Origin of the sequence: Pseudopedobacter sp. (genome assembly GCF_040392825.1) — a bacterium.
Classification (GTDB): domain Bacteria; phylum Bacteroidota; class Bacteroidia; order Sphingobacteriales; family Sphingobacteriaceae; genus Pseudopedobacter.
Window position 1 is genome coordinate 1 of record NZ_JBEBVH010000048.1, and the last position, 19,215, is coordinate 19,215.

Annotated in this window: 22 protein-coding genes; 9 read left to right on the plus strand and 13 right to left on the minus strand. The window is 35.8% G+C overall.

Annotation, left to right across the window (positions count from 1 at the left end; genetic code table 11):
- Window positions 1-72: 72 nt before the first annotated feature.
- Window positions 73-1,173: a glutamine-hydrolyzing carbamoyl-phosphate synthase small subunit gene (gene carA, locus ABWO41_RS05255; protein ID WP_353134526.1), complete on the minus strand. Its 1,101-nt coding sequence runs from the start codon at window positions 1,171-1,173 to the stop codon at window positions 73-75.
- Between the two features lie 333 nt (window positions 1,174-1,506).
- On the opposite strand from carA, the gene panB reads away from it, so the two are divergent.
- Window positions 1,507-2,322, plus strand: coding sequence for a 3-methyl-2-oxobutanoate hydroxymethyltransferase (gene panB / locus ABWO41_RS05260; RefSeq protein ID WP_353134529.1), 816 nt, complete (start codon window positions 1,507-1,509; stop codon window positions 2,320-2,322).
- A gap of 110 nt (window positions 2,323-2,432) precedes the next feature.
- Window positions 2,433-3,140, plus strand: coding sequence for an RluA family pseudouridine synthase (locus ABWO41_RS05265; protein ID WP_353134532.1), 708 nt, complete (start codon window positions 2,433-2,435; stop codon window positions 3,138-3,140).
- Between the two features lie 3 nt (window positions 3,141-3,143).
- Here the strand turns inward: ABWO41_RS05265 and ABWO41_RS05270 are convergent, their stop codons facing one another.
- A complete protein-coding gene (locus tag ABWO41_RS05270) occupies window positions 3,144-4,175 on the minus strand; it encodes a patatin-like phospholipase family protein (RefSeq protein ID WP_353134535.1) in 1,032 nt (343 codons plus the stop codon).
- 263 nt (window positions 4,176-4,438) lie between these two features.
- On the opposite strand from ABWO41_RS05270, the gene ABWO41_RS05275 reads away from it, so the two are divergent.
- Both ABWO41_RS05275 and ABWO41_RS05280 read left to right on the plus strand, forming a co-directional pair.
- Window positions 4,439-4,882: a protein-disulfide reductase DsbD domain-containing protein gene (locus tag ABWO41_RS05275; RefSeq protein ID WP_353134538.1), complete on the plus strand. Its 444-nt coding sequence runs from the start codon at window positions 4,439-4,441 to the stop codon at window positions 4,880-4,882.
- A 10-nt stretch (window positions 4,883-4,892) separates the two neighbouring features.
- On the plus strand, window positions 4,893-6,584 hold the full coding sequence (locus ABWO41_RS05280) for a protein-disulfide reductase DsbD family protein (protein ID WP_353134541.1): 1,692 nt from the start codon (window positions 4,893-4,895) through the stop codon (window positions 6,582-6,584).
- A 143-nt stretch (window positions 6,585-6,727) separates the two neighbouring features.
- Here the strand turns inward: ABWO41_RS05280 and ABWO41_RS05285 are convergent, their stop codons facing one another.
- The 11 genes from ABWO41_RS05285 to ABWO41_RS05335 all read right to left on the minus strand — a co-directional run bounded on the left by ABWO41_RS05285 (window position 6,728) and on the right by ABWO41_RS05335 (window position 14,533).
- Window positions 6,728-8,554, minus strand: coding sequence for a hypothetical protein (locus tag ABWO41_RS05285; protein WP_353134544.1), 1,827 nt, complete (start codon window positions 8,552-8,554; stop codon window positions 6,728-6,730).
- Between the two features lie 233 nt (window positions 8,555-8,787).
- The gene (locus ABWO41_RS05290) at window positions 8,788-10,371 is read right to left on the minus strand and encodes a peptide chain release factor 3 (protein WP_353134586.1); all 1,584 of its coding nucleotides are present in this window, start codon (window positions 10,369-10,371) and stop codon (window positions 8,788-8,790) included.
- Window positions 10,372-10,564: 193 nt separating this feature from the next.
- A complete protein-coding gene (locus ABWO41_RS05295; protein ID WP_353134546.1) occupies window positions 10,565-11,119 on the minus strand; it encodes a DUF4256 domain-containing protein in 555 nt (184 codons plus the stop codon).
- 50 nt (window positions 11,120-11,169) lie between these two features.
- The gene (locus tag ABWO41_RS05300) at window positions 11,170-11,628 is read right to left on the minus strand and encodes an SRPBCC domain-containing protein (RefSeq protein ID WP_353134548.1); all 459 of its coding nucleotides are present in this window, start codon (window positions 11,626-11,628) and stop codon (window positions 11,170-11,172) included.
- Between the two features lie 9 nt (window positions 11,629-11,637).
- Window positions 11,638-12,018 carry a DoxX family protein gene (locus tag ABWO41_RS05305; protein ID WP_353134551.1) on the minus strand — a complete coding sequence of 127 codons (381 nt, stop codon included), beginning with the start codon at window positions 12,016-12,018 and terminating at the stop codon, window positions 11,638-11,640.
- Window positions 12,019-12,022: 4 nt separating this feature from the next.
- A complete protein-coding gene (locus tag ABWO41_RS05310) occupies window positions 12,023-12,487 on the minus strand; it encodes an SRPBCC family protein (protein WP_353134554.1) in 465 nt (154 codons plus the stop codon).
- Window positions 12,488-12,495: 8 nt separating this feature from the next.
- On the minus strand, window positions 12,496-12,819 hold the full coding sequence (locus tag ABWO41_RS05315; RefSeq protein WP_353134557.1) for an ArsR/SmtB family transcription factor: 324 nt from the start codon (window positions 12,817-12,819) through the stop codon (window positions 12,496-12,498).
- Window positions 12,820-12,915: 96 nt separating this feature from the next.
- Entirely contained in the window at window positions 12,916-13,125 is a 210-nt protein-coding gene (locus ABWO41_RS05320; RefSeq protein WP_353134560.1) for a hypervirulence associated TUDOR domain-containing protein, read from the minus strand.
- Between the two features lie 9 nt (window positions 13,126-13,134).
- Window positions 13,135-13,683 (minus strand): DUF488 domain-containing protein, encoded by a 549-nt coding sequence (locus ABWO41_RS05325; protein WP_353134563.1) that lies wholly within the window; start codon window positions 13,681-13,683, stop codon window positions 13,135-13,137.
- Between the two features lie 87 nt (window positions 13,684-13,770).
- Window positions 13,771-13,914, minus strand: a complete 144-nt coding sequence (locus tag ABWO41_RS05330) for a hypothetical protein (protein ID WP_353134566.1) — start codon at window positions 13,912-13,914, stop codon at window positions 13,771-13,773.
- Window positions 13,915-14,113: 199 nt separating this feature from the next.
- Window positions 14,114-14,533 carry a nucleoside-diphosphate kinase gene (locus ABWO41_RS05335; RefSeq protein WP_353134569.1) on the minus strand — a complete coding sequence of 140 codons (420 nt, stop codon included), beginning with the start codon at window positions 14,531-14,533 and terminating at the stop codon, window positions 14,114-14,116.
- A 102-nt stretch (window positions 14,534-14,635) separates the two neighbouring features.
- On the opposite strand from ABWO41_RS05335, the gene ABWO41_RS05340 reads away from it, so the two are divergent.
- The 5 genes from ABWO41_RS05340 (at window position 14,636) to ABWO41_RS05360 (ending at window position 19,164) form a co-directional block, all read left to right on the plus strand.
- Entirely contained in the window at window positions 14,636-15,646 is a 1,011-nt protein-coding gene (locus tag ABWO41_RS05340; protein WP_353134572.1) for a DHH family phosphoesterase, read from the plus strand.
- A gap of 89 nt (window positions 15,647-15,735) precedes the next feature.
- Entirely contained in the window at window positions 15,736-16,719 is a 984-nt protein-coding gene (locus tag ABWO41_RS05345) for an FKBP-type peptidyl-prolyl cis-trans isomerase (RefSeq protein ID WP_353134575.1), read from the plus strand.
- Between the two features lie 212 nt (window positions 16,720-16,931).
- Complete coding sequence (locus tag ABWO41_RS05350; protein WP_353134578.1) at window positions 16,932-17,699, plus strand: TatD family hydrolase; 768 nt, start codon at window positions 16,932-16,934, stop codon at window positions 17,697-17,699.
- A 70-nt stretch (window positions 17,700-17,769) separates the two neighbouring features.
- Window positions 17,770-18,789 (plus strand): asparaginase, encoded by a 1,020-nt coding sequence (locus tag ABWO41_RS05355; RefSeq protein ID WP_353134580.1) that lies wholly within the window; start codon window positions 17,770-17,772, stop codon window positions 18,787-18,789.
- Between the two features lie 6 nt (window positions 18,790-18,795).
- Window positions 18,796-19,164 carry a DUF4260 domain-containing protein gene (locus tag ABWO41_RS05360; RefSeq protein ID WP_353134583.1) on the plus strand — a complete coding sequence of 123 codons (369 nt, stop codon included), beginning with the start codon at window positions 18,796-18,798 and terminating at the stop codon, window positions 19,162-19,164.
- Window positions 19,165-19,215 lie beyond the last annotated feature (51 nt).

Genomic DNA, 19,215 nt, shown 5'->3' on the forward strand with positions numbered 1-19,215 from the left:
ACCAAAAAATCCTCTATTTCTGGGATACATAAAATAAAAAAGCCGGAATTAAAATCCGGCTTTCTAATATGCTTACTTCATCATCTCAACGAAATCATCGAAAAGATATCTTGAATCATGTGGACCTGGGGAAGATTCGGGGTGATACTGAACCGAAAATGCGTTTTTTCCTTTAACTCTGATTCCTTCTATTGATTGATCGTTAAGGTTGATATGTGTAATTTCAACTTTGTCTGAATTTTTAACCTGTTCTGGTATAACACCAAAACCGTGGTTTTGAGAAGTTACTTCACAGTGGTCTTTAATAATGTTTTTCACCGGATGGTTAATTCCACGATGTCCGTTAAACATTTTCATTGTACCAATTCCATTTGCCAAAGCCAATAATTGGTGTCCTAAGCAAATACCGAACATAGGTTTTTCAGAGTTTAGGACATCCTTAACAGTTTCTATCGCATAAGGCATTGCTGCCGGATCGCCAGGACCATTACTGATGAAATATCCGTTCGGATTGAATTTTTCCATTTCTTCAAAAGATGTTTTAGCTGGAAAAACCTTTGCGAATACACCTCTCTTCTCGAAATTTCTTAAAATATTCTTCTTAATACCCAAATCTAAAACAGCGACTCTTAGTGCTGAGTTTTCATCGCCATAAGTATAAGGCTCTTTTGTGCTTACTACAGAAGAAAGTTCGAGCCCTTCCATGGAAGGAACTTCTGCTAATCTGGCTTTCAATTCGTCTATGTCAGTTATTTCAGAAGAGATTATAGCATTCATTGCACCTTTATCTCTGATATATCTTACTAATTGACGAGTATCAATATCTGATATACCTACGATGTTTTCTTCCTGAAAATAATCCTGAATAGATTTATCCGCCTGCTTTCTGCTGTAATCAATATTGAAATTTTTACAAACTAATCCGGCTATTTTTATATTCCCAGATTCAATCTCGTCTGAGTGAATACCGTAGTTACCAATATGAGCATTGGTAGTTACCATAATTTGGGCATAATAAGAAGGATCTGTAAATATCTCCTGATATCCGGTCATACCTGTATTAAAACAGATTTCGCCAGCAGTTGTACCTATTTTTCCGGCAGCTTTTCCATGAAAAACAGTGCCGTCTGCTAATAAAAGTACCGCTGGTAGTTTGGTGTAATTTGCGTTCATTACTGATCGATATATTTTAAATAAATAAAATTCTGGTGGTTCTGAAAAAAAGAAGGATGGGAAATAAATCTTCCGAATCTTAATCTTGAAATAAGAGCTTTCTTATTTTTCATATCGGAGTGCAAATTTAATGCATTTCCAATAAATTTTTGCAATAATATTTGAAGTATTTTTTGAATATGTAAAAATGATGACACTAACGCTTCGACTAACGCATTTATACGTTAGAAAGCCTGCATTTAGATGGATAATTAAAAATATAATACATTCAATTTTCTACCTTTGCCCTAGTTTAACAGTTTTGTATTTGTTAATCCTTAAAATTACACGAGCATGTCTGTACATAAAGAAGTAAAAAGAGTAACCACTTTTAGTTTGCAGGAAATGAAACAAAAGGGCGAGCGTATTGCTATGCTGACTGCCTACGACTATTCTATGGCGACGATTTTGGATGATGCGGGATTAGACGTTTTATTAGTTGGCGACTCCGCCTCTAACGTAATGGCCGGACATGAAACTACTTTGCCTATAACGTTAGATCAGATGATTTATCATGCGGCATCTGTTGTTCGAGCTGCGAAAAGGGCTTTTGTGGTGGTCGATTTACCATTTGGCTCTTATCAGGGTAATTCTAAAGAAGCGTTAAATTCTGCTATCAGGATCATGAAAGAATCTGGTGCACATGGTGTAAAGCTTGAAGGAGGCATCGAAATAGTAGATTCTGTGCAACGGATTATTACCGCCGGAATTCCTGTAATGGGGCACTTGGGCTTAACTCCCCAGTCTATTTATAAATTTGGAACTTATACCGTAAGGGCAAAAGAGGAAGCGGAGGCGAATAAATTGAGATCTGATGCATTGGCTTTGCAGGAAGCCGGATGCTTTGCGATTGTAATGGAAAAAATACCAGCGTTATTAGGCAAGGAAGTCTCAGAAAGCTTAAATATTCCAACTATAGGTATTGGAGCAGGAAGTCATTGCGATGGACAAGTTCTGGTAGTAAATGATATGTTGGGCTTAACAAAAGGTTTCAGACCTAGATTTCTACGCCAGTATTTAAATTTGTATGAACAGATAAAAGGAGCGGTAGAAGGATACATTTCTGATGTGAAAAGCAACGATTTTCCTGGCGAGAAAGAGCAGTACTAGTATATAGGTAAATTGATCATTAATCCGTTATACTACTTTAAACACTCTTGGTTTACGGACAATCAGACTTCGGTCTCCCGTCTTCAAACTTAAAACCTTAAATTTGCACAATGGAACAGGACTTTTACGCTGTAACTGATAAAGATATCCTTTATGAGGATAACCATTTGATAGCGGTATATAAGAAGGCAGGCTGGATAGTACAGGTTGATGATACGGGTGATAAGTCTCTGGACGAAATGGTTAAGACTTATATAGCTGAGAAATACAAGAAGCCGAATGGCGCTTTTTTAGGCGTAGTGCATAGACTGGACAGGCCTGTTAGTGGGGTAATTCTGTTTGCAAAAACATCTAAATCGTTAGACAGGATAAACAAAATGTTTAAGGAGCGGGAGATGAATAAAACCTATTGGGCTGTGGTTAAAAATAAGCCTTCCAAAATGAATGGCAATCTGGTACACTGGTTAGTTAAAAATCCTAAAAAAAATATTACAACTGCCTATAATCATGAAGTGGCAAAAGGCCAACGGGCCGAACTAAACTTTAAAGTTATTGGTCATATTGATGGGTATTATGTGATTGAAGTAGATCCTATTACAGGTAGACCACATCAAATACGAGTGCAGTTAGCTAGTTTAGGAAGTCCCATTGTTGGCGATAATAAATATGGATATCCCAGAGGAAGCCGGACGAAAAGTATTTCTCTGCATGCTAAAAAACTGGAATTTATTCATCCGGTGAAGAAAGAAAAAATTACTATAGAAGCTCCTCTGCCTAAAGATGGCTTTTGGAATAAATTTACTTCGCTGGAAAGGTAGTTATCAAATCTTCAACTCCTCAGGATGTTTTCTTAAATCAATTAGCTTGTCTACAATTCTATCAAGCAATAAATTTCTTTCGCTGATGAGTCTATCGGCGAGAGAGACCAGTTTTTTTATATTCTTTGGGCTTGCAGCGTCTAAACTCTCATCAACACTTTGCATGTCTTTTGGTTCTAATCTGATATATTGTTTGGATATGCCTAAAAACGCGCAGATTTGCATCATATAAAAATGGCTGATTTCTGTAGCGCCGCTCATCATCATATCCAATAAAGCCGGAACTACAAAAAGTGCTTTTGTTTGTCTGATTTCATCGCTGTCATAAGATTTTTTAGAAATTCCTGTTCCCAGAGAAAGTATATAAACATCTTTAGTTACCACCTCTCCAGGATCTTTTTTTATTTCTACGAATGCACTTAATGTTGGATTTGTAGCGAAAATACCGCCGTCTAAAAGTGGATATCTTACACCCGCTAAAGAGTAAATCTCTGCTACGCTGAAATAAGTAGGAGCAGCAGAGGTAGCTCTGCAAACATCTTTAACATAAAAATCGCGATGTGTTCCTCTGGATTTTGCAGTACTTTGTCTGAAAAAATGTGCTTTTCTTAATTCTATATTATAAGCAGTAATAATGCAGGGTTTAATGAGTTCACTTAACTTGGTCTCTTTAAAATATGTTTCTAAAATAGCTTCCCAAGCCTTGTCATTATATTTTTCAGTAACCCAACCAAAATTGGCCAATATCTTTTTGAATCCGGTAGCCTGAAAAATTTCCGAACCATGTTGCAAATATAAGTCTAATGCTTCCTGAGCAGAAAACTTAGGTCGGGTTGGATCTTCATCAGAAGGGCACAGCAATAAGCTGGTTAATATACCTCCGGTACTGGTACCTGCGTAAAAGTCAAAATAATCTGTTATGGAAGCTTTTGGATTTTTGGTTTTATATCTTAATCTCTCTTCCAGACTAACTAAAACCATCCCCGGAATAATTCCCTTTATTCCGCCCCCATCAATAGATAAGATTACCTTCATTCAATGGATTAGATTAATAATAGAACCTAATGTAAAAATTATTTGATACATTTTTATACCAAGTATTGTAGTATTTCTATAAATAGAAGTTATAACTGTTGTTTTTTTAAAAATCTGTTTGTTACTTTTTAAGATTTTACGTTTTTACGACTATGTGTAACTAAAATTTTATCCTTAAAAAAGGCTATTTCAAACAAATAAGCTAAATTGCAGGCATTGTATAGTTCGCAGTTTTTATTGCGTTATAAATAAATTTAGTCCAGATGAAAAATATATTAGCAGTATTATTAGTGTTTTTCGCGATAGATACTCAGGCCCAAATATTGAATCCGGTAAAATGGAGTTATGCGTCAAAAAAAATTAACGATAAGGAAGCTGTAATTTTCTTAAAAGCTACTATTCAACCGGGATGGAATATATACTCTCAGTATGTAGAGGACGGTGGACCTGTGCCAACGAGTTTCAAGTTTGTTCCGGCAAAAGCGTATAGTCTGACAGGAAAAACAATTGAGCCTAAGCCTTTATCCAAGTTTGAGAAAACTTTCAATATGAATGTTTCTTATTTTCATAATTCAGTTGTATTCCAGCAAAAAGTCAAGCTAAATGCAAAAGAAACCGTTGTAAAAGGTACACTTGAATATATGGCTTGTAATGATAAACAATGTTTGCCGCCTAAAGAAGTTGAATTTAGTATAGTGGTTAAATAATATATCAACCATGAAACCAAAATTTTGTTCCGGTATAGTTGTATTGTTGCTTTCTTTCTTTTTTTTGGGAAATATTCAGGCACAAATAACGGATACTGTTTCTTTTGACGATCTGGAATTCGTAGAAATAGATGAAAATGCATCTGGTGTGGATTCCGTTTCTGTAAATCGCCCGGAAGATACAAGTGTAAAGGAACAACCGGTTGGAAATCTGGAAGAAAAGAATATTGTAATAGCCAAAGAAGAGCAAACAAAATCTCTTTGGGCTATATTTATTGCTGGTTTTTTAGGAGGTTTTGCAGCTTTATTGATGCCTTGCATCTTTCCTATGTTGCCACTTACTGTCAGTTTCTTTACTAAGAAAAGCCATTCAAAAGCGAAATCTGTAAGCCAGGCGCTTATTTATGGGATCTCAATTATTGCCATATATGTAATTTTGGGGTTATTGGTAACTGTTTTATTTGGTGCTGATGCGCTTAATGAACTTTCTACCAACGGGATTTTTAATTTCGTTTTTTTCTTATTGTTGGTGGTTTTTGCAGTTTCTTTCTTTGGAGCTTTTGAAATTACGCTTCCATCTAAATGGGTAAATAAAGTAGACGAAAAGTCTGGTCAAAGGGGTTTTGCGGGTTTATTCTTTATGGCATTAACTCTTGCCTTGGTTTCATTTTCCTGTACGGGGCCAATTATTGGGACCTTATTGGTACAAGCAGCTTCTATGGGGGATTTACTGGGGCCAGCCGTAGGAATGTTTGGTTTTGCGCTGGCTTTAGCTATTCCGTTTGCACTTTTTGCCATGTTTCCCGGCTGGTTAAAAAGTCTGCCAAAGTCTGGAGGTTGGTTAAACAGCGTAAAAGTAGTTTTAGGATTTTTAGAGTTGGCGCTGGCACTTAAGTTTTTAAGCAATGTAGATTTGGCCTATCATTGGAATTGGTTTGACAGGGAAATATTTTTGGTACTTTGGATTGTTATTTTTGGATTATTAGGTTTGTACCTGTTGGGTAAAATTCGGTTTTCCCATGATAGTCCGGTCGAATATTTATCGATTCCAAGATTATTCCTTGCAATCATCACGTTTTCATTTACAATTTATATGGTTCCGGGGCTATGGGGGGCACCTTTAAGCTCTATCTCTGCATTTTTACCACCACAAGCTACGCAGGATTTCGATTTATATACTTCTTCTCTTTCTGGTGGAAATAGAACTATTCAAAAAAATCATAAGCAAAAAAAATATAGTGACATATTCCATGCCCCACTAAATTTAGATGTATTCTTTGACTACGAGGAAGGTATGGCTTATGCTAAAGAAGTAAATAAGCCGGTAATGATAGATTTTACAGGACATGCTTGTGTAAATTGCCGGAAAATGGAAGCCAGTGTTTGGCCAGATAAAAGTGTTTACAGTCGTTTAATGAATGACTATGTCATTATTCAGCTTTATGTTGATGATAAGACTACTTTGCCGTACGAGGAACAGATTGTATCATCATTCAGCGGCAAAAAAATAAAAACTATAGGTAATAAATGGAGCGATTTTCAAGCTTCAAAATTTAATGCTAACTCGCAGCCCTATTATGTGCTATTAAATACTAATGGCGAAATATTGGTAGAACCTAAAGGAGCAGATTATGACGCTGTTAGCTATCTTAAGTTTTTGGATTCGGGAATTGCGAAGTTTAAAGCATCTGGTATCAAATAAAGATATACTAAGGTTTCTTCGAGAGAGATTTTATAACCGTTTTAGCGTTTGTGTAGAAAAATGGTTACTATAAAATGAAATTTAAACTCTACTGTATTGTATTATTTGGGTTGCTACAATACAGTAGGTTCTTAAGTTCTAAATCAACGTTTGCCTACATGCACTCTCATTAATTTAGCATGATGCGCATAATATAAATAGCCGTCTTCTTTGACTTCTGCAAAACGAGCACCTATCAGTGAATCATCTTTAGCTAATATTGTTATTTTGTTTGTAGACGGGGCCAGACAAAATAATTGTCCATTTTGATTGTCTATACCATATACAAAGCCATCTTTGCCCAAACTTTCACTTAATACAATCTTTGCCCGCTTATTTAGCGATTTTTCTATCGCGGTTTTAGCTGTTAATTTCTTGTTTATAGGGTCAAACACATAAATTGTATCCGATGCAGACCCGTATATCAATCCGTTATTCCCACGAACAGTTTTTCCATAAGAGCTGGCACCCTTAACAGGTTTTCCGGTATAAGTTACCTGTTCAGTTGCAGGATTCCATAAAACAACTACTGCTTCTTTTTCTGTTGGTTTAGCACTGGACCCCCCCTGGACAGAAGATGTTAAAAAAAGCTCGCCGGTTTCTTTGATAGCTGTGACGGACAAAAAGCTTTGGTTCTGAACTATATTTTGAAAAACTTTAGTTTTAAGTGATTTTGGATCAATTTGCACCAAAGTTCCTCCTAAAAAACCTTTAATTGGTATTGTTGGGCTGTATATATTACCATCAGAGCCAAGTGTTAATTGTACCAATCTTTCTTGTTTAGCCATATGGTGTAAATTTGCGACTGGTTTTGGGCTTGCGGGCAAGCCGTTTGCATCCATAGCGAAAACATCAACATAGCCACCGGTGTAACTACTCATAAAAAGTTTATTTTCGTAAGCAAGGATATCGTAGGTTTGTACTTTTCCCCGGGTTAAATGTCCTAAATCATTTATTTTTCCGTTGTTTATATCATAGGTGAAAATATGACCTGGCTTCATTCCACTTCCATACAATTTACCATTGTAAATATCACCAATACTAAATACCTCATGTGCACTTGGTTCAAAGCTACTTTTAATGATCGATTGTTTTTTTGATATTGAACTTTCGGTCACCAGGTTTCCTTCCTTATTCAGATATAAAGCTTTAGTATCTTCATATAGGTTGTCTGGTGTATCAATCAAAGCTTCAAGTGTTTTTCCTTCAACTATTTCATCTTCGGTACATAGAAAAGTCGTGTTACCTTTTTTTCCATATACATTCCCATCTGTAGCCCTCCAAACTTGAGCTGCCCCGTATGACATTAATTTCTTTGACAAAATCTGCTTTTTTGCACCGGTTTCAGGATTATAAGACCAAAGTTCACCATGCTTCATACCAGTAGGAAAATAAACTATTCCGTTTTTGTCCGATGCGGGATTGATCACATATTCACTACCACTATTTGTTGAAACCCTGTCGATAACTTTCACCTCGTCTTTCAGAGGGTTAAGTATGGCAACTGATGCCCGAGGATAAGTGCCTACATAAATTTTACCGTCCGGAGCTATGGTAAAGCTTTTCTTCATCCAATAAAGAGCTTTGGTTTCGTCACCGATTGTTTTAACCTGATTTGAACGGATGTCATATTTTAGAAACTGACCATTCTTTCCGGAAAACATATATATGTAACGTTCTGAAGCCTTAAATAGTAAAAGCGCATTTGCTTTGCCGTATTTACTTAAATTGACTTCAATTAACCGGCCATCTTTCATATGGACGCCCACGAGTACGTTCTTTTCGGCATCCGTCAGAGCTCCCCAGGCTATAGGTCCGGTAACTTCATCTCTGGTAACAAATTCGATAGTCAATGGAGTTCTGATTGGTTTTCCAAGGTCTTCAAACTTGTAGGTATTTTGTTGAGCAAAACATAAATTTGACATGCTCATAAACAGAATACATTTTACTAAAATAAATTTGTTTATTGTATTTATTCTCATTGGTTTAAATTAAGGTGTACGTACCCGAATTGTCGGCAGGATTATTCTACTTTACATTTTTTAAATAATATCTCCCTTTTTGATTAGTTAAATATTGCAGTATAGCTAAGTAAAGGAATAATTCCCAAAATTCAAAGTGAAGGAATATACTGAGAGTAAATACTTTTGGATACCCGTTTTAACTATCTATCCCATTCCGAATTATCATGGAATGAAATAGCAGGATATTGTTTAGCTGTATATTCCAGATCCCATGCAGAAGAAGAGAAAAATACAGGTCTGTCTTCTTTATCGAAACCAATTCTGGAAGCCTGCGTTCTTAAAAAATTCTGCATATCTGCCGGATCTTCTGCTGAAACCCAGCTTGCTTTAGAATAATTTAACCCTCTAAATTGACAAGATGCACCGTATTCATGTAACAAACGGAATTGGATAACTTCGAATTGGAGTTCTCCAACTGTTCCAATTACTTTTCTGTTTCCCGGATTGACAATAAACAGCTGAGCAACGCCTTCGTCACTTAACTGCATAATCCCTTTTTCCAACTGCTTGGTTTTCATTGGATCGGTGTTTTCCAGTTCTCTGAATATTTCAGGAGAGAAGCTGGGAATACCCAAGAATTGCAGTTTTTCTCCTTCGGTTAAAGTATCTCCAATTTTAAAATTGCCGGCGTCGTATAAACCAATAACATCACCAGGGTAAGCTTCCTCAACCAAACTTTTAGTGTCTGCCATGAAGCTTGTCGGAGAAGCAAATTTCAATTTCTTATTTAACCTGGTGTGTAGATAGAATGTGTTTCTTTCAAATTTACCGGATGTAATTCTACAGAAAGCAATTCTATCCCTGTGATTAGGGTCAAGATTCGCGTGTATTTTAAAGATAAATCCTGTGAATTTCTTTTCAGTAGGTGCGATCATTCTGACATCTGATTCGCGGGCTTGTGGAAAAGGAGCAATCTGAATAAATGTTTCTAAGAGCTCTTTGACCCCGAAATTATTAATAGCTGAACCAAAAAATACCGGTGCTAAATAACCAGAACGGTACAGATTAACATCAAAAGGTTCAAAGACGCCTTCTACCAGCTCAGATTCTTCGCGTAATCTGTTTGCAGCCGTTTCTCCGATAATCTCGTCCAATTTTGGATCAGATAAATCTTTGATAGTGATATTGTCATCTGCAATTTCTTTCTTATTGGCGCTATAGAGATTCAGAACCTTATTATTTAGCTGATATACCCCTTTAAATCTGTCACCCATTCCAATAGGCCAGCTTAATGGACGGGTAGAAATATGCAATTCCTTTTCTACTTCTTCCAGTAAATCAAAGGGATCTTTACCTTCACGATCCATTTTATTGATGAAAACAATAACAGGAGTATTACGCATTCTACAAACTTGCATCAGTTTTCTGGTTTGCTCCTCTACCCCTTTTACACAGTCGATAACCAGAATAACAGAGTCAACTGCGGTTAAAGTTCTGTAAGTGTCTTCTGCAAAATCTTTGTGACCCGGAGTATCCAGGATGTTGATTTTTGCGTCGTTGTATTCGAAACCCATTACAGAAGTTGCAACAGAAATTCCCCTTTGTTTCTCTATTTCCATAAAGTCGGAAGTAGCTGTTTTTTCAGCTTTATTCCTTTTCACCGTTCCGGCTTTCTGGATAGCACCACCAAAAAGTAATAACTTTTCTGTTAGCGTAGTTTTACCTGCATCGGGGTGGCTAATAATACCAAAGGTTCTTCTTTTATTAATTTCTTGCTCCAACATCATCTTTATACTGGGAATTTTTAGTGGCGCAAAAATAAACTAATTAATTGTAGTATCAAAAGCTTCGTTAGGAGCAGGGTTTAGGGCTTTATCTCAAAAGTTTATCGGGTTTATGGCTTTAAGGTATTTGCTTCCGGAACTTTCATTATTGATAATCCCGGAAGAAAGACGCAGTAGGAAAACAGATATAAATTTACACGTTAAGTGAGCCACGAAATCCTCTGGCAGCATAATAAGATTCTGCGCCGTTGTGATAAGTGAAGACATGATCGTATCGGCGATCGCAAAAAAGTGCTCCCTTTAATTTTCTAATAGCATCCGGTGTTTTTATCCAGCTTGATGTTTTTAAATCAAATTTGCCCAGGTTTTGCAGTTCTTTGTATTGCTCTTCTGTTAAGATCTCGATTCCCATATCCGTTGCCATGTCAATGGCACTATTTTGTGGTTTATGTTCTTTCCTCGAGTCCAAAGCCTCACGGTCATAACAAAGGCTTCTACGCCCTTTAGGGCTTTCCGCTGCACAATCATAAAAAATGTACCCGCCCGATTTTTTGTCATAACCTACTACATCAGGCTCGCCTTCGGTTCTTTCCATTTCATAAAGCGACCACAATTTTTCTGTTTGAGTTTTAAGTTTTGTCTCTACATCATCCCATTTAATGCTTTCGTGACGCTTCATGTTTTTCTCAAAGCGGGATTTTAATGTGGCAATCAGTTCTTCGAGTTGTTCTGCCGATAATTTTTTCATATTGATAGTTTGTATTCTGTTAATTTATAGATTCAACTAGTTATTATAATTTATTTGCGAAGTGAAGAAAGATAGCTTTCAAGTTTCTCGAAATTTTCCTTCTGTCCTTCATCAGCTTTGTGGGTTTTTACAATGATCTCACGCATTTCTGCTGTATCAAATAATAAAGACCAGTCTATTATAGTTCCTGTATCCCTTGATTCAAAGATAATCGTAGTCATAAAATGAGGGTTGAAATGCTCAAATACAATTTTCTTATGTGGGATAATTTCTTTAAAAATACTTCTGTTTGCAAAATCTTTTCCATTTTCACTATGCATTGTAAATTTCCATTCACCGCCTTCTTTGAAGTCCATTTTGTGAATGGTATTGGTGAAGCCTTTTGGTCCCCACCAATTTACAATATGCTCGGGATTTGTCCACACCTCCCAAACTAGGTCTATAGGGCTATTTAGCAGCTTGACATTACGTAGTTCTCTGTTTTCAAAACCGTTATTTGTTATGTTCATTGTTTTAGATTAGCTAAAAATAACTTTTCTGTCTGCAGGTCTGAAATACCAGGATACAATAGTTAAGAGAATTAATAGAGTAGGGCCAAATAATTCTTTAGCTTCATCGCCTATAATAAGATGTGAAATAATAGCTCCAGAAGCTACGAAGAAAAAACCGGCATATGCCCACTCTTTTACTAGTGGAAATTTAGGCAACAATACTGCTATCACACCTAATATTTTCCAAATGCCTAAGATAACCAGAAAATAGGCCGGATAACCTAACTTTAAAGAAGTTTTTTCCAGTTCTTCTTTCATGCCAATTATCTGAACGATACCGGTGGAAACCATTCCCAATGAAAGCCAAATTGTGGCAATCCAATAAATTATTTTATTACGCTTGTTCATCACTTTATTTTTTATTGTTTTGAATTTCTTGTAAACGGTTATGTGCCATATTCAACCCCTGAGCAAAAGGCATTTGTAGTAACTGATCCCGGAATGCTATAGATTTAAATATTATTTGCATGGTGAGTTTGCTGGTCTTTTCGGTGAGTTGTTCGAACTCGAAAAACTCTAATTGGACAGGAAAAGACGTATTTTCCATTTTGAAAGTTCGTGTTATTTTTTCATTTGGAATAAATTCAAGAATAACACCATTTGCACTAAATACAACCTGCCCTGCATGAGAAGTTTCAAACTGCCAGCTTCCATGTTCTTTGTTTTCTAATTTCAATACTTTTGTTCCCATCCATTGTTCTACAATTTCTGGTTCTGCATAGGCTTTAAACAGTAATTCTAAAGGCAAGTCAAATTCTCTGGTTATTGTTAATTCCTGTTTGCCTTCCTCAGCATTGATTTTCGTTTTTTGTTCCATAGTAAGTGCTATTTCTCTGGTTTATAATTTTTCATAATGGCTTCTAATTTATTAAACCTATCGTCCCACATTAAACGGAATGGCTCAATAAAATCTGCTATTTCTTTAATTTTTAGGGGATTTAAATGATAGAAGATTTCTCTACCGTTTTGTTCTGGTTTAAGCAATTCACACTGGGTGAGAATTTGCAAATGTTTCGATACAGTTGGTCTTGCAGTATCAAAATTAGCAGCAATAGCTCCAGCGGTCATAGACTGTGAAGCTACTAACACTAATATAGCTCTTCTAGTTGGGTCTGCTATTGCCTGAAATACATCTCTTCTCAAATTCATTTGTGTAGCTATTTGACTTCAAATATAAGTGTAGTTATTTAGCTACGCAAATTTTTATAAAATTTAATACAGAATACATCTTAGATGTATTCTGTATTAAATTTTGGTAAGTGCGGAGCCTTTATGAGCGGCAATATGATCAGATGTGCTGCTTTTAATTTCGAATTGCGGATCGTCTTCAGTGGCGTGATGGGTATAACCTTTATAATCGAAATCTTTGGTATGCACTTTTATGATAGTGCCTGAAACGCGTCCGGCTTCGGAGTTCCAGCTTACTTTATCGCCTATTTTAAATTTTGTCGCCATAACAGATTTTTATTGATTAAACACATTCTCATCATAATAGAAAACACGATTGTTGGCTACTCTTGCAGGTGAGGTGTAAGGATGTTCTTCTATTTTTCCGAGTGCCATAATATGCAATACTGTCCAGCCTTTTGCTTTTAAATAATCAGCTATCATAGACCGATGGCATCTCCACCAAACGGCTTCGGAACACATATAGGCTGTTGTTTGGTTTAAAGCAATAATCTCCAGTTCGGTTATGGCTTGTTTAAAATCTTCCGTTTCCATGTAATCTGCATAGCCACGAAATGAATCATTGCGCCAACGGTTGTTCTTTGAATCTTTCTCCACTTTCCTTCTTCCGCCTAAATCCTTTAAATGAGTATAATTTATACCGTTTTTTTGCAGTATGGTTATTAAGTTGTCTTTATTAAACTGAGGGAATTTAAGGGATCCCGGGAATCTTCGTACGTCTACCAGATTTTTGATATTAAAATGCTGTAATATGTTCAGGAAATCATCCAAACTATGTGTAGAGTGACCAATCGTATAAATGATATGTTTTCCTAATGCTTGCATCTATAGTTGTATTATTACGTAGAAGATATAAAGTGACTATAGTCAACATTACCTAAAATTCCATGCCATAACTAATTAGGTATCGAACTAATGATGCTCTACTTTATTTTTAGGTTCGTAAATAAGCTGAACAACGCCCGATTTAAAAATATTGGTTTTAATTAATCTTAATTCTATACGTTCTTTTAAATCTTTAATAATGGTTTGCCATTTCCTAGTACCGCTGTCCAATGTTACAGCTAAAAAATTACTTTTTTCATAATTACTCAGATGTGATATTTTAATTATGAGATAGAACTGGAATTGACACTTGAGATAGGAACAAGTTTTTTTTAATGAAAAAGATAAAAGTCTCTTTCATTCAAACAAAAACAGCCTTACCATAAGGCAAGGCTGTTTCATCAAAACTAAACTTAAAATCTTTATTAAATTAATGTCTTTCGAAAGCGTTGAAGAAGAAACGACCTTCTATTTCTGCATTTTCGTCGGAATCAGATCCGTGAACTGCATTAGCATCAATGGATTTTGCATATTTATTACGGATTGTTCCAGGTTCTGCTTTGCTTGGATCTGTAGCACCTATTAATTTTCTGAAATCTTCAACCGCATTGTCTTTCTCTAAGATAGCGGCTACGATAGGACCAGAAGACATAAATTGTACCAATTCGCCATAAAAAGGACGTTCGGCATGAACAGCATAAAACTGGCCTGCAGTTTCGGCTGTCAATCTGGTGTATTTCATTGCAACAATTTTAAAACCTGCAGCAATAATATCGTTTAAAATAGCCCCAATGTGCCCGTTAGAAACAGCATCAGGTTTAATCATTGTAAATGTTCTATTAGTAGCCATAATTATATTTGTAGTGCAAAAATAAGTTTTTAAAATTACATCGTGAAGTATTGCACCTAATATTCCAATCTATTGTGTAACTTCGCAGGAATTTTACGATTGATGATTGATTTAGAAACGCTTAAGTCTTTATTAACAGAGCAAAGGAATATAGTAATCACAACCCATCATCGTCCGGATGGTGACGCTATGGGGTCTTCTTTGGGCTTATACAATTATTTCGTTCAAAAGGGGCATCACGTAAAAGTGATAACACCTTCAGATTATCCTTATTTTTTGCATTGGCTGCCTAATAATCCGGAAGTAATCATATATACCGAAAAAGAAACAGAGAGTAAAAAGCTAATAGCAGAAGCAGATCTGATATTTTGTCTGGACTTTAATACACTTTCCAGAATTAACGAATTAGGTGAAGAAGTAAGAAGGTCTTCTGCTAAAAAAATTATGATAGATCATCATTTAGAACCTGAAGGTTTTGATGATTTCAGACATTGGAGTATAAATGCCTGCGCAACTGCACAATTAGTTTATGACTTCATTGTAAACGAGCTTAAGGATGGTGAGCTCATCAATAAAGATGTAGCAACATGTTTGTATACAGGTATCATGACAGATTCTGGCTCTTTCAGGTTTCCGACAGTTACGTCTGGGCTGCACAGAATTGTAGCAGATTTAATTGACGCGGGTGCTGAGAACTGGAGAATTCATCAATTGGTTTATGATAATTCTACAGAAGCCAGATTAAAGTTTTTGGGCTATTGCCTGAGCAGCAGATTGGAAGTTTTTAGAGAATACAATACAGCAATTATTTATATTTCCAGAGAGGAGATTAAAAGATTTGATATCCAGACAGGGGAAACTGAAGGAATTGTAAATTATGCATTGTCTATAAACGGTATTCGTTTGGCGGCATTCATCGTAGAAAGAGAAGATCGGGTGAAACTTTCTCTTAGGTCTACGGGAGATTTTCCTGCAAATGAAATCTGTAAGAGATATTTTGAAGGTGGCGGACATAGAAATGCAGCCGGAGGTCAGTCTGACCTGCCTTTAGAAAAGGTGGTAGAAAAATTTAAAAGTATATTGCCTGAATATAAAACCCTATTATTGCAATAAATTTTTAGGAAGTTAAAAAAAGTTAAATACTATAAAGGATTAAAAGATTACCTTTATTTAGAATAAGAAATAAGAACATCAAAATTTTAATGAAAAAGGGAATATTAATTATGAGTATGGCTGCATTAGGATTTGCAGCTTGTCAAGGTGGTTTCGAAAAAGGACCTGCAGGTTTAGAATACAAGATACATACGCATGCTGCGGGAGACTCTATTAAAGAAGGAGACTTCATTAGCCTGAATATTATAGCAAAAACAGATGCAGACTCTGTTTTGTATAACTCTTACGAAATGGGAAGAGCTTCGCAAACATTTGTTCCAAAACCAATGTACGATGGCGATCTTTTCTACGCTATCATGAAATTATCAAAAGGCGATAGCGCAACAATTAAAATTGATATCGATTCAGCAGAGAAAAAAGGTCAGCCAAGACCACAAGGTATTAAAGGAAAATACATTATCTATACTTTAAAAGTAGAAGATATTATTAAGAAAGACACTACTAACGAGCAGGCTTTTGAACAAAAGATTCAAGATTTCTTTAAAACAGAAGGTGAGAAAATGCAAAAAGCAGAAGCGCCTAAAATTGAGAAATATATATCTTCAAATAAATTAGAGGCTAAAAAACTTCCTTCTGGATTACAGATTGTGACAGAAAAAGAAGGAACCGGAGTTCAGCCGAAAGTTGGCGATACAGTTAAAGTACATTATACAGGAAAATTGACTTCTGGTAAAGTATTTGATACTAGCATTGCCGAGACAGCTAAAAAGAGTGGAATTTACAATCCGGGAAGAGAGCCTTATAGCACATTGGATTTAGCTATTGGCCAGGGAAATGTAATTCCAGGTTTTGACGAAGGCGTATTGACAATGAAAAAAGGTGGTAAATCTATCTTTATTATACCTTCTAATTTGGCTTACGGAGAACACGGAATGCAAGGCGGAATGATAGGTCCTTACACACCGCTAGTATTTGAAATAGAATTGGTAGATGTGATTCCTGGTAAAGGAGCCGCTGCTCAGGTACCAGCTGCACCAGCGCCTGCAGATCCGCATGCCGGACATAATCACTAAAAAAATAAAAACAAAAAAACCTTTCCATCAGAAAGGTTTTTTTGTTTTATATAGTTCATTAATTATTGGAAGTATCTGGTATCAAGTAGTTAGTATCAACGCTTGATGGGTCGTTACTTTTAACTTTTTGTTTTTAGTTTCTTCGTCCCTTACATATCAAATTGTCTTACCGAATGGATACCTTTGATACATATATCAAGTTCTGAAATAAAATGGTATTAACAGATACTCATACTCATATATATTATGAAGAAGATCCGGAAAACAGGAAATCTGTCATCCAGAGATGTATAGATAACCATATTACCAGATTGTTCTTGCCGAATGTCAATACAGATTCAATTACATTAATAGATGATATTTGTGCATCCTATCCGGAGATGTGTTTTCCTATGTTGGGTTTGCATCCGTGTGATGTGAAAGCAAATTATCAGGAAGAACTGGCTAATATACACTCAGCTATAAATAATAGAAGAATCTATGCTATTGGAGAAATTGGAATTGATTTGTATTGGGACAAGTCTACTTTAGAAATCCAGCGTATTGCTTTTAAACAGCAGATTAACTGGGCTAAATCTTTAGGGTTACCTATTGTAATACATTGCAGAGAAGCTTTTGATGAAGTTTTTGAAGTGCTGGAAGAAGAAAAAGACGATAAGTTAAGAGGGATTTTCCACTGTTTCACGGGGAATAGCGAACAGGCTAGAAGAGCTATAGATTTAAATTTCTATTTGGGGATTGGAGGGGTAGTAACCTATAAAAAGGCAGGACTGGATGTGGTTCTTAAAGAAATTAGTCTGGATAATTTAGTGTTGGAAACAGATGCTCCGTATTTAGCTCCGGTTCCTTACAGAGGCAAGAAAAACGAAAGCTCCTATTTAATTTATGTGGCAGATAAAGTAGCCGAAATTTATGAAACTACAATAGAACAGGTAGCCGAAATAACAACGGCTAACTCTGTCAAAATATTTGGTATATAACAGCTTTTTGCATTATATTAAGTATTATTGAAGATATATTTTTTTAACAGACCAAGCTTTAAAGTATAGTATGACAAAGATATTTGTAATTTATACAGGTGGAACGATTGGTATGATAACCGATCCAGAAACGGGTGCTTTAAAGCCGTTTACCTTCGAGCAGATTGAAGAGAATGTGCCTGAATTGAAAAGAATGAATTGTAAACTAACCATTCATTCTTTTGATCCTATCATAGATTCCTCAAATATGACTCCTGAGATTTGGGCTTACTTAGCTAAGTTGATAGAGGATAATTATGAAGATCATGATGGTTTTTTAATCTTACATGGTTCAGATACCATGGCGTTTACTGCTTCTGCATTAAGTTTTATGCTGGAAGGTTTAACCAAACCTGTAATCTTTACCGGTTCGCAATTGCCTATATCAGAGGTTCGTACAGATGCTAAAGAAAATTTTATTACGGCATTGGAAATTGCTTCTGCAAAATTAGATGGAAGAGCCAGAGTTCCCGAAGTTTGTATTTATTTCGAAAATAAATTATTCAGAGGTAACAGGACCTTTAAATATAATTCAGCCAAGTTCGAAGCTTTCAGATCTCCTAATTACCCGGTGTTGGTAGAGGCAGGTGTACATATTAAATATAATGATGTTGCTATTGGGAAATGCGAAAACTGTATTCTTAAAGTTCATTCCAATGTCAATAATAATATAGGTGTATTGAAATTGTATCCGGGAATTAGTCCGGAAATTGTAGATGTTGTCCTTAACTCAGATGCCGAAGCTATTATTATGGAAAGTTTCGGGACCGGAAATACGACAACAGCAAAATGGTTTTTAGATAAATTAGAATCAGCTATTCAAAGGGGCAAAATTATTCTGGACATTTCTCAATGTAAAGTAGGATCTGTAGAGTTGGGAAGATACGAAACCAGTAGCGAACTGCTTAGAATGGGAGTGGTTAATGGATACGATATGACTTTTGAGGCTGCTGTAACTAAATTAATGTATCTTTTAGGACGAAAATATCCCAAAGACAGGTTGTTAAGGAGATTATCAACTTCTATCAGAGGGGAACTGACTAAACATTAATATAGCATGAAAACTCTTCTGAAATTAGAGCAACTGGCTATTTTTATCATGGCATTTCTGCTGACTCTCTATATAGGCTACGAATGGTGGTTGTTCTTCGCATTGATTTTATTGCCCGATTTAAGCATGTTGGGTTATCTGTTAGGAAATAAAACTGGTGCATTGTTTTATAATTTTTTTCATCATCAGGGAGTTGCTTTATTTTTAATAGCATTTGGTTATGCGGCAATAGATCCAAAAATATCTATGGCGGGAATTATTCTTTTAGGACATAGTGCCATGGACAGATTATTTGGATACGGATTGAAATATAATAAAGGATTTAAATACACTCATTTAGGAGAAATAGGACGTGAAAAATCAAATACAAATTAGCCTTCGTAAAATATATTTTTATGGTTTCGTTAGTGCATTAATACTAGGAGC

Coding starts and splice junctions, on each gene's coding strand:
- carA (WP_353134526.1), bottom strand. CDS start 1,173: ATGAACGCAAATTACACCAAACTACCAGCGGTACTTTTATTAGCAGAC.
- panB (WP_353134529.1), top strand. CDS start 1,507: ATGTCTGTACATAAAGAAGTAAAAAGAGTAACCACTTTTAGTTTGCAG.
- ABWO41_RS05265 (WP_353134532.1), top strand. CDS start 2,433: ATGGAACAGGACTTTTACGCTGTAACTGATAAAGATATCCTTTATGAG.
- ABWO41_RS05270 (WP_353134535.1), bottom strand. CDS start 4,175: ATGAAGGTAATCTTATCTATTGATGGGGGCGGAATAAAGGGAATTATT.
- ABWO41_RS05275 (WP_353134538.1), top strand. CDS start 4,439: ATGAAAAATATATTAGCAGTATTATTAGTGTTTTTCGCGATAGATACT.
- ABWO41_RS05280 (WP_353134541.1), top strand. CDS start 4,893: ATGAAACCAAAATTTTGTTCCGGTATAGTTGTATTGTTGCTTTCTTTC.
- ABWO41_RS05285 (WP_353134544.1), bottom strand. CDS start 8,554: ATGAGCATGTCAAATTTATGTTTTGCTCAACAAAATACCTACAAGTTT.
- ABWO41_RS05290 (WP_353134586.1), bottom strand. CDS start 10,371: ATGTTGGAGCAAGAAATTAATAAAAGAAGAACCTTTGGTATTATTAGC.
- ABWO41_RS05295 (WP_353134546.1), bottom strand. CDS start 11,119: ATGAAAAAATTATCGGCAGAACAACTCGAAGAACTGATTGCCACATTA.
- ABWO41_RS05300 (WP_353134548.1), bottom strand. CDS start 11,628: ATGAACATAACAAATAACGGTTTTGAAAACAGAGAACTACGTAATGTC.
- ABWO41_RS05305 (WP_353134551.1), bottom strand. CDS start 12,018: ATGAACAAGCGTAATAAAATAATTTATTGGATTGCCACAATTTGGCTT.
- ABWO41_RS05310 (WP_353134554.1), bottom strand. CDS start 12,487: ATGGAACAAAAAACGAAAATCAATGCTGAGGAAGGCAAACAGGAATTA.
- ABWO41_RS05315 (WP_353134557.1), bottom strand. CDS start 12,819: ATGAATTTGAGAAGAGATGTATTTCAGGCAATAGCAGACCCAACTAGA.
- ABWO41_RS05320 (WP_353134560.1), bottom strand. CDS start 13,125: ATGGCGACAAAATTTAAAATAGGCGATAAAGTAAGCTGGAACTCCGAA.
- ABWO41_RS05325 (WP_353134563.1), bottom strand. CDS start 13,683: ATGCAAGCATTAGGAAAACATATCATTTATACGATTGGTCACTCTACA.
- ABWO41_RS05335 (WP_353134569.1), bottom strand. CDS start 14,533: ATGGCTACTAATAGAACATTTACAATGATTAAACCTGATGCTGTTTCT.
- ABWO41_RS05340 (WP_353134572.1), top strand. CDS start 14,636: ATGATTGATTTAGAAACGCTTAAGTCTTTATTAACAGAGCAAAGGAAT.
- ABWO41_RS05345 (WP_353134575.1), top strand. CDS start 15,736: ATGAAAAAGGGAATATTAATTATGAGTATGGCTGCATTAGGATTTGCA.
- ABWO41_RS05350 (WP_353134578.1), top strand. CDS start 16,932: ATGGTATTAACAGATACTCATACTCATATATATTATGAAGAAGATCCG.
- ABWO41_RS05355 (WP_353134580.1), top strand. CDS start 17,770: ATGACAAAGATATTTGTAATTTATACAGGTGGAACGATTGGTATGATA.
- ABWO41_RS05360 (WP_353134583.1), top strand. CDS start 18,796: ATGAAAACTCTTCTGAAATTAGAGCAACTGGCTATTTTTATCATGGCA.